12 protein-coding genes are annotated in these 12,193 nt (G+C 50.6%); all 12 read right to left on the minus strand.

Annotated elements, in window-relative coordinates; all coding sequences use genetic code 11:
* Window positions 1–28: 28 nt before the first annotated feature.
* Complete coding sequence (recO, locus tag DWY89_RS06080) at window positions 29–676, minus strand: DNA repair protein RecO (protein ID WP_118523611.1); 648 nt, start codon at window positions 674–676, stop codon at window positions 29–31.
* A 20-nt stretch (window positions 677–696) separates the two neighbouring features.
* Entirely contained in the window at window positions 697–1,614 is a 918-nt protein-coding gene (gene era, locus DWY89_RS06085) for a GTPase Era (protein WP_118523612.1), read from the minus strand.
* Window positions 1,615–1,640: 26 nt separating this feature from the next.
* The gene (locus DWY89_RS06090) at window positions 1,641–4,559 is read right to left on the minus strand and encodes an insulinase family protein (protein ID WP_118523613.1); all 2,919 of its coding nucleotides are present in this window, start codon (window positions 4,557–4,559) and stop codon (window positions 1,641–1,643) included.
* Window positions 4,560–4,674: 115 nt separating this feature from the next.
* Window positions 4,675–5,487, minus strand: coding sequence for a YdcF family protein (locus DWY89_RS06095; protein WP_118523614.1), 813 nt, complete (start codon window positions 5,485–5,487; stop codon window positions 4,675–4,677).
* 34 nt (window positions 5,488–5,521) lie between these two features.
* The gene (locus DWY89_RS06100) at window positions 5,522–6,760 is read right to left on the minus strand and encodes a U32 family peptidase (RefSeq protein ID WP_118467416.1); all 1,239 of its coding nucleotides are present in this window, start codon (window positions 6,758–6,760) and stop codon (window positions 5,522–5,524) included.
* Window positions 6,761–6,774: 14 nt separating this feature from the next.
* On the minus strand, window positions 6,775–7,416 hold the full coding sequence (locus DWY89_RS06105; RefSeq protein ID WP_118524487.1) for an O-methyltransferase: 642 nt from the start codon (window positions 7,414–7,416) through the stop codon (window positions 6,775–6,777).
* A complete protein-coding gene (locus tag DWY89_RS06110) occupies window positions 7,403–7,816 on the minus strand; it encodes an aminodeoxychorismate lyase (RefSeq protein ID WP_118523615.1) in 414 nt (137 codons plus the stop codon). Before DWY89_RS06110 ends, DWY89_RS06105 begins: the two co-directional genes overlap by 14 nt.
* 30 nt (window positions 7,817–7,846) lie before the next feature.
* A complete protein-coding gene (locus tag DWY89_RS06115) occupies window positions 7,847–9,514 on the minus strand; it encodes a ribonuclease J (RefSeq protein WP_118523616.1) in 1,668 nt (555 codons plus the stop codon).
* A gap of 34 nt (window positions 9,515–9,548) precedes the next feature.
* Entirely contained in the window at window positions 9,549–9,851 is a 303-nt protein-coding gene (locus DWY89_RS06120) for a DUF1292 domain-containing protein (RefSeq protein ID WP_107001592.1), read from the minus strand.
* 56 nt (window positions 9,852–9,907) lie between these two features.
* Window positions 9,908–10,345, minus strand: a complete 438-nt coding sequence (gene ruvX, locus DWY89_RS06125; RefSeq protein WP_118293431.1) for a Holliday junction resolvase RuvX — start codon at window positions 10,343–10,345, stop codon at window positions 9,908–9,910.
* Window positions 10,346–10,452: 107 nt separating this feature from the next.
* Window positions 10,453–10,716: an IreB family regulatory phosphoprotein gene (locus DWY89_RS06130; protein WP_022359731.1), complete on the minus strand. Its 264-nt coding sequence runs from the start codon at window positions 10,714–10,716 to the stop codon at window positions 10,453–10,455.
* A 110-nt stretch (window positions 10,717–10,826) separates the two neighbouring features.
* Window positions 10,827–11,996, minus strand: coding sequence for an ATP-binding protein (locus tag DWY89_RS06135; protein WP_118523617.1), 1,170 nt, complete (start codon window positions 11,994–11,996; stop codon window positions 10,827–10,829).
* Window positions 11,997–12,193: the final 197 nt, after the last annotated feature.

Genomic DNA, 12,193 nt, shown 5'->3' on the forward strand with positions numbered 1-12,193 from the left:
AAACAACTCCTCCCTGGATAGTTGTATGTTATGTAATCGTCTGCAATATCTCCAATGAGTGAAAACTTTTATCTATATACGCCCTCTTATTCCGCTCCACATTCGCCGCAAATTGTGCAAATGCATCTTCTTTCAAAAGAAATGTATACAACTTCTCGATCGGCGCGTAGATGACGTACTGCCAGGCGTAGCGTGCGGAGTCTCCGGCGCGCAAGGGTGGATCTTCGGTGTATTCGCCGTTGATGACCATGATTTTTAATTCAAAGATGCGCTGTACAAGTTTGTTGGGGAGTGCGGGTTTTAGGAGGGCGCGGAAGGACTGGTAGAGTAATCGCAGCATTTCTCTTGCCTCCAGACCTTCTCTCCCGAAGTATTCGGCGAATTCAGCAAAATAGGAAGCGTAGCAGGCGCACTCAACGTCCTGTTCAAGTCCTTCGAAATAGTTTTCGATCTCCGCGCCATAGAGATTGTAGGCATCCCGCGTCTCAGAAAGTGTGAAGGTTCCAAATGCGAAAGGCCGGCTTGCCGCACGCAGCAAACTTCCAGTGCGCTTCGCCCCGCGGGCAAATGCCGTGATTTTTCCGCGGTCTCCCGTCAGGAGAATCAGACGTTTATCAAATTCACCGACCGGGGCTGCATAAAGCACCATTCCGGTTGTCTGTATCAAATCTCGCATGCAGCCCTTCCTTCCCTCACTTAAATTTCTTTCGGGTTATATCCGTAATTCTTCATATACATATCGCTGTCTCTCCACTCCCGGCGCACTTTAACCCAGAGTTTCAGGTTGACCTTCGTGTCCATCAGATTTTCAATTTCCATCCGGGCAGCGGTTCCAATACGTTTTAACATCGATCCGCCTTTTCCGATGATGATGCCCTTGTGGGAATCGCGCTCGCACACGATCGTTGCATCCACGTCGATGATGCCGTTTGGGCGCTCTTTCATCTGGTCGATGACAACTGCAATGCCGTGCGGGATCTCGTCGTCCAGCATCCGAAGCGCTTTCTCGCGGATCAGCTCCGCTGCGATCTGGCGCATCGGCTGGTCGGTGACGGTATCCTCATCGTAAAACTGCGGACCTGCCGGGAGATATTTAAAAATACTGCTCTTGACATCCTCGATATTCATCTCTTTGAGAGCCGAAACCGGGATAATCTCCGCAAAATTCAAAATATCCTTATATGCCGCGATAAAGGTCAGAATCTCTTCCTTCGATTTGACCGTATCAATTTTATTAATAACCAGAATGACCGGCGTCTTGATCTTCGAAAGCTGCTCTGCAATGTAACGCTCGCCTGCCCCGATGAAGGTGGTCGGCTCTACCAGCCAGAGAATCACGTCAACCTCTTTTAACGTATTCTCTGCGACATTGACCATGTACTCGCCCAGCTTGTTTTTCGCCTTGTGGATACCCGGTGTGTCCAGAAAAATGATCTGTCCGCGCTCGTCTGTGTAAACCGTCTGGATACGGTTCCGGGTCGTCTGCGGCTTCTCAGATGTGATCGCGATCTTCTGTCCGATCAGGTGGTTCATCAGCGTAGATTTGCCGACATTCGGACGCCCGATCAGGGTCACAAAGCCAGATTTAAACTCTTTTGTATCTGTATTTGCCATCTTGTTTCCTTTCGCTTACATTTTATTTAGTTAAACAGATTCTTCACCGTCTTAAACAGATCCTGATTTGCCTTGACTTTTTCTGCATTTCCAATCGCACAGATGCTCTGCTCACTGAGCACTGCCCTGATAATCGGCGCCAGCTCCCGGATATCCTCCGGGGTAACTGCCAGGATCTCGTCTCTCTCTTTCTGAACCATCGCATCCGTCACGCCGGTAAACCAGGCCGCGTCGGCGCGAATGCCTTTGTACGGCGGCAGAAGCGGTGCATCAAGGTCGCTGATGGTTCCAATCACGAATTTCGTCATATCACGCTCATCTGCCTCAAACTGCTCCAGATACGGCACGATGCCCTCGTAAACCTCATTCGTCTCGCGCAGGTTCGGATCGCGGTAGGAAACGAAATAGCTGTCGCCAAACCGTCCGGCTCCATTCATGACGCCGTAAGCGCCGCCCTTGACACGGACATTGATCCACAGATAATCATATCCGAGAATGACTTTCAGCGTCCGCAGCGTGCCCTTGTATGCCAGCCCTTTCTCCACGAAATTGCCGCAGCGCGCCAGATAATTGACCTGGGAGGAGGTCATGAAGCCCTCGTTTAAGTTCTCTTTTTTCCACTCAAACGGATAAACGGTTCCGTCGCCCTGTGGAAGACGTTCTTTTAAAAGCGGAAGCGCTGCTTCAAGCCCTGCCTGATCGTCGGCTGCTGCCGTGTAGCTTATCAGCATATTTTCTTTCGTAAACAGACGTGCCGCCGTCTCTTTTAATTTCGCGATCACCTCGCCCTTTTTCTCCTCAAAGTGCTTTGCCGTCTCTTCAAGGAACTGGTAGAAGCCGATTCCGCCCGTGCAGTCGTCAAATGCCGATTCTGCTGAAAAATAGGAGCTGGCTCTCATCACTGCCGCTGAATGTGCCGCCTGATTTAAACGCATCTGGCTCTTCGACTTCGTCTCCGCCACAATCTCGCCGAGACGTTTCTCATCATCAAGGATTGAATCAAGCAGAATCTCCGCGATCGCTGAAAATCCGAAGTCCAGCTTCTCGCACAGCACCCGGGCACTCGCGGTAAAAATACCGGTAAACGCGCCCTGTTTCCGGCTGTCCGCATAGGAGCTGACACTGAGCGTGATACCGCCGGTATTTAAGTTGATCTCATCCGACAAATCGCTGTATGTGTGTTTCGTCGTATCGACAAATCCAAGCACTGCTTTCAAAAGTCCCACATACGGCAGATCCCTGGACGGTACATGGTCGGTACGGAACATCACGCGCAGATAACCGATGCCTGAGGTAAAGAGCTCATGTGCCAGCACCTTGGTTCCGCCAATCTCGCGCTCGGTCAGGATAAATTTCTCCGCCTCTTTGCGGATATCTGAGCGTTTCAACAGCGGAATTTTCTCTAAATCTTCCTTCGGGGACGGGGTGTCCTGATACTCTTTCAGCTCTTTCGTGCCATCCACGATCGCCTGAATCTCCTCCGCGCCCAGGCTCTTCTTATATGCTTCCAGCTTTTCACGCAGCTTCTCATCCTCGATCGCCGTCAGTCCCCGCTTCGGGCTGACCGTGATCACTGCCTCAAACGGGTTATCTAAGAGATATTTGCGGATCAGTTCCTCAAAATATCCCTCTTTTGCCGCTTTTTTGAGGAATGCAAATGTCTCCTCATATTCCAGGTGCATCAGCGGATCGCCATCGTACAGCCAGCTATCTAAGCACTGCAAGCCGTACATCAATCCCTTCGGCGCGTTGCCGAAATCTGCCTCGCGGCTGCGGAATTCATAGTAGTTGATGCCCGCCAGCAGGCTCTTCTGGTTGATGCCATCATCTGCCAGCTTCTTAAGCGTTTCCTTGACAGTCTTTAAAAACGCCTCTTTCTGGCTGCCATCCGCATTTTTCGCAATGACAGAAAAATATGGCTGTAAAATACCATTTTCATAGCTTCCCAGGATATCCTGGCCAATCCCGGCGCTGATGAGTTCTTTCTTTAAAACGGCGCCCGGCGCATCCAAAAGCACATACTCCAGGATCTGAAATGCCATGTAGAGAATCGGGTCGAGATCGTCGCCTACTACCGTATTGACCGACAGGTAGGTTGCGTGATCCTCCGGCTCATCCTCAGTGATCGGATAGAAGATCTCGCGGTCCTTCGGCGCGTCAAACGGCTTCTGGTAGTGAATTTCAGAATCCACCGGCTGACGGTCATAGTGGCTTAAATACTCACGATCCAGCCAGTCCAGCTTCTCTGCCATATCCATATTTCCGTACAGATAGATAAAGCTGTTGGACGGATGGTAGAATTTGCGGTGGAAATTCAGAAAATTCTCATAGGTCAGCTCCGGGATAACCTCCGGAGCGCCGCCGGACTCATGCGTATAGCAGGTATCCGGGTAAAGCGTGTTCTGCGTGTAGCGGTCAAGCACGCCCTCCGGGGAGGAAAATGCACCTTTCATCTCATTGTAAACGACACCGTTTACCGTGATCGGGCTGTCCGCCGACTCCATCTCGTAATGCCAGCCCTCCTGGCGGAAAATCTTCTCTTCTTTATAGATATTCGGATGCAGAACCGCGTCCATATAGACGTCCATCAGGTTCTGGAAATCTTTGTCGTTGCAGCTTGCAACCGGGTATACCGTCTTATCCGGGTAGGTCATCGCGTTTAAGAAAGTATTTAATGAGCCCTTCACCAGCTCTACAAACGGATCCTTGACTGGAAATTTCGCCGAACCGCACAAAACGCTGTGCTCCATGATATGCGGCACACCCGTGCTGTCAGATGGCGGGGTACGGAATCCGATGCAGAATACCTTGTTCTCATCGTCATTCGAGAGCAGGAACACTCTCGCTCCCGTCTTCTTATGTTCCAGAAGAATCCCATCAGAATTCAGCTCTTTTACGTGTTTTTCATTCAGGATCTGATAGCTCTTCAAATCTTTTACTGTCATGCTGTCTTTCCTTTCTCTGAAACGATTCCACAGTGCATACAGACATCTGTTGAATCGTTACTGTTCACGCATACGTGAACAGTAACGTTGAATCGCATCTTTTTTTCTTCTTTTTTTACAGTCTTCCCATAAATTTGTCTTTTAGTACGGCAAATGCCTCCCGCAGCCACAGGTGCACCGCCAGCACCGGGTCGCACGCAGCTGCCACGCCGACCGGCTCGATCTCCTGTCTGCGCGCGATCGCCTCCGCCCGGAACACATGGTAATTGCTCGTCAGAATCCCGATCCGGATGGTATCGCCGTCCGGGCGCTCACGGTAAAACTCCATCAGGTGTGCCCGCGCCGCCTGCGCCTTGTTGTATTCCTGCCGGTCGATCACCGTCCGGCTGAACTCGATGTTCTGCACCGTGTCGGAGGACTGGTCTTCAATCAGCAGCTTATCCTCCGGAATCCCGTTGTACTGTAAATATTCGTACATCGCCCGCGCCTCGCTGATCTCCTCGCCCGGACCTTTTCCGCCGGAAAGCACCAGAACCGTGTTCGGATATTCCTCCGAATACTCGATCGCCCGATCCAGACGCTGCTTTAGGGAATTGCTGATCTTGGTGCCGCGCACACGCGCTCCCAGCACGATCACATAGTCCGCCGGCTGTCCCGTCGCCGTAATGGCGCTCCAGCCGATCAAAACCTCCGTGATCACCAGAATCAGAAATCCCGCCGCACATACTGTCCCGACGGAAACGCCGATCCACACGGGAATTCTGCCCTCATGCTGGCTGTCAAACCACCATCCAGCCGCCAGAAGTCCCAAAAAGATCGCCAAGCAGGGCCAGATCAAGGCAAACGAAGTCGAAACACCTGAATAAATAACAATTATGATATAATATAACAGGCACAGGACCGCCGTTCCTCCTAAAAACCAAACCATCTGTCATCCTCCTGATGTCCATCCAGCCGCACCTTTACAAATCCAGCGCTTCGTCCTCACGCCGCAGGATATCCTGCGGCTTTGCCATACCGCCTAAATCTACCCAGAGCTGCTGCTTCGGGTGCGGTGCGCTCTCCTGCGCGGTTCCATCCTCAGTAAAGATGCCTTTCACTTCCACACGCAGGTTACGTCCGTCCGGCTTCATGATCTCGATCGTCTCTCCCACGCTGAATTTATTCTTCTGCTCCAGATGAACCAGGCCATCCCCGCGCACAGCGCCGACCGTTCCCAGATAGGTGTACGGTTTTACATAAGTATTGCTTCCGTATACCTGCGACTCGGTACCCGGTTTATGGAAATAAAATCCAGTGATGTATTCCCGGTGGGTACATTTGCGGATCTCACTCTTATACCACTCCATCTTGGACTGGTATTTTTCCGGGCTTTCCAGATAATCGTCGATTGCGATTCGGTAGGTTCTCGCCACGGTTGCCACATAGAGTGCTGTCTTCATGCGTCCCTCGATCTTGAAGCTGTCGATTCCTGCTTCGACCATCTCCGGAATGTGCTCAATCATGCACAGGTCGCGGGAGTTGAAAATATAGCTGCCGCGCTCATTTTCATAGACCGGCATCCACTCGCCCGGTCTTGTCTCCTCCGCCACCGCATATTTCCAGCGGCACGGATGAGTACAGGCGCCCTGGTTCGCGTCGCGCCCCGTCAGGAAATTGCTGAGAAGACATCGTCCTGAATAGGAAATGCACATCGCTCCGTGGATGAAGCTCTCGATCTCCATATCCTCCGGAATATGTTCGCGGATCTCGCGAATCTCCTTCAAGGACAGCTCCCGCGCCGTTACCACGCGCTTCGCGCCCTGTTTATACCAGAAAAGGAACGTCCCGTAGTTTGTATTATTTGCCTGTGTGCTGATATGGATCTCCATCTCCGGGAGAATGCGTCTGGCAATCTCAAAAACACCCGGATCGGAAATAATCAGCGCATCCGGCTTGATTTCTTTCAGTTCTGTGAAATATTCTTCCACACCGGCTAAATCATCATTATGTGCAAAAATATTTGCTGTAATATATACTTTGACGCCGCGCTCATGAGCGAACGCAATGCCTTCTTTGATCTCTTCGTTCGTAAAATTCTTCGCCTTTGCCCGCAGACCAAACGCCTCGCCACCCAGATAGACCGCATCGGCTCCGTAAAGGACCGCCGTCTTGAGGACATCCAGGCTGCCCGCCGGGATTAAAAGTTCCAATTTTCTCATGTTTTTCCTTTCTTTTATCGCTTTACACTTAACGCCACACCATCCCCGATCGGAATGATAGACGTCTCAAATTCTTTCATGTGTGTCAGTTCATATAAATAATCGCGCATCCGCGTGTGGATCGTCCGGTTGCGGCGCTCGACCGCATAGCGGGATTCCACGATATCGCCGTCCTGTAAGACATTGTCCGACAGAAGGACGCCACCGGACGGCAGCAGACGCAAAATCTGAGGCAGCCAGTGCATATACTGCCCCTTAGCTGCATCCATAAATATAAAATCATAAGGGCCGGAAAGCGTCCCCAGTATCTCTTCCGCATCGCCTTCCAGTAAAGTAATGCACGGCTCTTTTCCTGCCCTTTCAAAATTGCGCTTGGCAATCGGTATTCTTTTTTCGTACTTCTCAATCGTCGTGATCCGGCAGTTTTCCGGCATCACACGGCTCATCAGTAAAGCCGAATAGCCCACAGCCGTTCCTACCTCCAGAATCGACTGCGGGCGCTTGAGAGCAATCAGTGTTTTCAGAAATGCGGAGGTCTCCCTGCGGATGATCGGCACGCAGTCAGCCAGCGCTTCTTCCTCTATCGAGTCGAGCAGCGGTCCGTTGCCCGCGTCCAACGACTGGATATAGGCGGTAATTCTGTCATTTACTATCACTTTTATCCTCCTCCGGGCTGGCGGCAGAAGCTGCCGCCTCATCCATCTCCTTCAGCATCTCCAGAGAAGTCTGGGCGGTGCTGAACTGATAGGTCCCCGGATATATCTTGTATTCATAAATCTTTGCCTGCAGCATAAAGACCACGCGGCTTTGAATCAAACCGACGCGTTCCAGCGCTTCGCCTGCCTCGGAGGCACTTTCGCTTTCCTCGATGGTAACCGTTCTCATTCTTCCCGGCTCTGCCTCGACTGCGGTCGGTTTAAATATCTCATGCCCCAGCCAGTAACCCTTTATTGCGCCCTCATAGAGCAGAAACAGTGTCAGTACCAGAAAGACGATCCGGAACACGCTGTCCAGAATTGATACTGCGATATGGGGTTCTCCAGATGTCCGGCTCATATGCCACCTCCGTGCTGCTTTTGCAGTCTTCTACACTTCCATGATGATCGGAAGAATCATCGGATTTCTCTTCATCTTCTTCCATAGGAAATCACTCAGGCTGTCGCGGATAATGTTCTTGATCTTGCCCCAGTCGCTCACGTGCTTCTCAAGACAGCCCTGTACGGCTTCATCCACGATTCTCTGTGCCTCTTCCATCAGATCCTCGGACTCACGCACATAGACGAAACCTCGGGACACGATGTCCGGTCCGGCTAAGAGCTGGTTGCTGTATTTCTCCAGCGTCAGTACCACGATAATGATACCGTTCTGTGCCAGATTCTGACGGTCTCGCAGAACGATATTTCCGACATCACCGATGCCCAGACCATCGACCAGGATGCCGCCCGCCTGTACATGATCGGCAACGCAGTAGCCCTCGTCCCCAATCTCGATCACATCGCCTGAGCGCATCAGGATGACATTTTCCTTCGGAATGCCCATTGAGATCGCCAGGTTGCGCTGCGCCATCAGGTGGCGGTACTCACCGTGTACCGGAATCGAGAATTTCGGACGAATTAAGGAGTACATCAGCTTGATCTCCTCCTGGCAGGCATGTCCGGATACGTGGGTATCCTGGTTGATAACCTCTGCGCCCTTCATCGACAGCTCATTGATAACTCTTGCAACGGCTTTCTCATTACCCGGAATCGGGGTGGAACTTAAAATAACCACGTCGCCCGGCATGATCGAAACCTTCTTGTGCAGGTCTGCCGCCATACGGGACAGTGCCGCCAGAGACTCGCCCTGGCTGCCGGTCGTGATAAGGACGGTATCCTCTTTCTTATAATTTTTCAGATGTTCAATGTCGATCAGTGTATTTTCCGGAATATTAATGTATCCAAGTTCGCTCGCCGTGCCGATGACATTGACCATGCTACGGCCCTCGACCACTACCTTACGTCCATAGTGGTATGCCGTATTGATGATCTGCTGGACACGGTCTACGTTGGAAGCAAACGTCGCAACGATGATCCGGTTGTTCTTGTGCTCTGCAAAAATCGAATCAAAGGTCTTGCCGACGGTGCGCTCCGACATCGTAAATCCCGGACGGATCGCGTTGGTACTGTCGCACATCAGCGCAAGCACGCCTTTCTTTCCAAGCTCGGCAAAACGCTGCAGATCCGCCGGTTCACCGAATACCGGTGTGTAATCGATCTTGAAGTCGCCGGTGTGGACGATAATGCCAGCCGGGGAGAAGATCGCAAGCGCCGATGCATCTGCGATACTGTGGTTCGTCTTGATAAACTCAATCCGAAAACATCCGAGATTGATGGACTGTCCGTGCTTTACGACCTTGCGGCGGACGGTCTTCGTCATATTATGCTCTTTTAATTTATTCTCAATCAGTCCGATCGTCAGTTTGGTGCCGTATACCGGTGCCGGAACATCGCGGAGTACATACGGCAGCGCGCCGATATGGTCCTCATGTCCGTGCGTGATCACAAAGCCCTTGACTTTGTCAATGTTGTTCTTTAAATAGGATACATCCGGGATAACCAGATCGATTCCCAGCATATCGTCGCTCGGGAATGCCATACCGCAGTCTACTACAATAATGCTGTCTTCATATTCGAAGGCAGTCATATTCATACCGATCTGTTCCAGACCACCGAGCGGTATGATCTTTACCTTATTATGATTTGTTTCCTTTTTCAATCAATGCACCTCCAAAAATTCGATTTTTAGATTTTTATTCGATATCAACGCCCAGATCGCTCATCAGCTCCGCAAACACCTTGGACATGTACTCCAGTTCTCCGTCATCGTCCACAAATTCGTAAGCTGCTTCTGCATCCTCCGGCTTTGATGTATCTCTCAACAGATAGCACTCTCCATCGCCGTCCTTCGTATCACTTGCCAGCAGATAGGACTCGCCATTTAACTTTGTCTCTTCCAGGACATACAGCTTCACTTCCTCGCCGTTCTCATCCCTCAGCGTGATGCTGTTTTCCATATTATTCAGTTCATCTAACATTGAATCCAGGTTTCCCATTCTATGATTCTCCTTCTATTCTTTATTTTCAATCATTTATTTTTATCACTGATAATTTATTCTTCCGCTTTTCCTTGTGCCTGTAAATCCAAATATCCCTGCAAAATCAATACTGCCGCAATCTTATCAATCACGCTCTTCCGGTTTTCCCGGCGCACTCCACTCTCGATCAGAATCTGCTCCGCCGCATTCGTCGTCAGGCGCTCGTCCCACATAACGACCGGAAGGTTCGTCCGCCGTTCCAGCATCTCTTTAAATGCCAGCGTCTTTTCAACGCGCTCTCCCAGCGTATTATTCATATTTTTAGGATACCCCAAAACAATCGTCCCAACCTCGTATTCCCGGATCAGCTCTTCAATCCGGGCGCAGGTCTGGCGAAGTTTGTTCTCATCCTTCCGTGTGATCGTCTCAATCCCCTGTGCTGTAATGCCTAACGGATCGCTGACTGCCACTCCCGTGGTCTTCGATCCAAAATCAAGCCCCATAATTCTCATATTCTATTTTCTCCATAACAAAACAAGCTGGCAGCCCGTCAGATATTGGACTGTTGTCGCCAGCTGTTTACTCTTCCGCTTTTTAATTGCCGTGCTGCATCCACTCTTTACTGAAGCTTCGTCTCAATATATACCTTCACAAGCTCTTCCAGAATTTCGTCACGCTCTACCTTCATAATCAGGCTTCTGGCACTCTTGTGGCTGGTAATATAGGTCGGATCTCCAGACATAATATATCCTACAATCTGATTGATCGGGTTGTAACCCTTCTCCGTCAGCGCTGTATATACCTGTTCCAGAACCTGGCTTGCCTCCAGCTTCTTCTCTTCCTGTACTGCTCTAAAAAACTGTGTATTGCTGATATCACCCATTTTGTCTTCACGTCCTTTTAAATACCCGCCGCGCTCTGTCACTCTGTGGATCCATGCGTGCAGGTAAACTACTCTTTTTTATTTTACTCTACTTTACCCCATTCGGCAAGTTATTTTTTATCATTATAATCATCCAGGAAATTGTACGTCCAATCGTCCTTGTGGTAACCGATCACAGTCTTTAAGTTGATATTGTGGACACTCTTAAAGATATTTTTCTCGATCACGTCGCTCTCCTTGCGGAAATGGGCGATCAATTCCTTCATCTCATCGCGCTTGGAACCGCGTCCGCCTCCGCAGCTCACGCAATTTTCAGTAAAACGGCACGCGCACTGTATAAACCGCAGTCCGTTGTAATCGCGCCACGCCTTGACCGCATCTTCCTTGATAAGGTACATCGGGCGGATCAGCTCCATGCCCTCGAAATTCTGGCTGTGCAGCTTCGGCATCATCGTCTCAATCTTGCCGCTGTACAGCATTCCCATGAGGATCGTCTCAATCACATCATCAAAATGATGCCCAAGCGCAATTTTATTGCAGCCCAGCGCTTTCGCCTGTGCATAGAGGTGACCGCGTCGCATTCTGGCACAGAGGTAGCACGGATTCTGTTCGATCGTCGCCACCGTGTCGAAAATATCGCTCTCAAATACCGTCAGCGGAATGCCGAGAAGTTTCGCATTGTCCTGGATGATCTTCCAGTTATCCGCATTGTAGCCCGGATTCATCACTAGAAAAACGGTTTCAAACTGGAATTTTCCATGTTTTTTCAATTCCTGGAAAAGTTTCGCCATCAGCATGGAATCCTTGCCGCCGGAGATACAGACTGCGATCTTGTCGCCCTCCTGAATCAGGTCGTAGGTGTTGAGCGCCCGCGTAAACGCCCGCCAGATCGGCTTGCGGAATTTTTTTATAATACTCTGCTCAATTCTCGCCCGTTTTTCCTCTCGATCCGCCTCGGATTCTCCGCCTACGAAGCGGGACAGGGAGAGGCGCAGCCACGCACGGTAACCACCCTCCACATTGACCGCGTCAAATCCGTCTCCGGTCAGACGACGCACCCACTCCTGACTCTTCTCACCGGTATGGCACATCACGTACACTGGATGCATTTTGTCTAACCTGGCTGTTTCTTCCTCATATTGCTCTTCCAGCCGGGACGCCGGGAGGCTTACCGCCCCCGGAAAAGTTCCGCGCATATACTGGTCCTGCGGGCGGATGTCCACGATCGTCTTCTCCGCATCCTTTAACGCTTCCAGCTCCTCAATCGTAATCGTTTTCATTGTATATTCTCCTGTATCCGTTATCTGCAAAATCCTCTTTAAGAAAAAGAATGTAAAAAATGTACCTACCTGTGTACAGTAACCACAATTCTCATGAAATGAAACAAAAGCACAGGATCCGCGCTGACAGTGCTCTGCCAAACAAACGGGTCCTGTGTTTTTCTGCTGTTTTGTTACCGTTCACGCGCACGTAACCA

The sequence above is a fragment of the Clostridium sp. AF27-5AA genome, assembly GCF_003478415.1.
GTDB classification, from domain to species: Bacteria; Bacillota; Clostridia; order Lachnospirales; family Lachnospiraceae; genus Otoolea; species Otoolea fessa.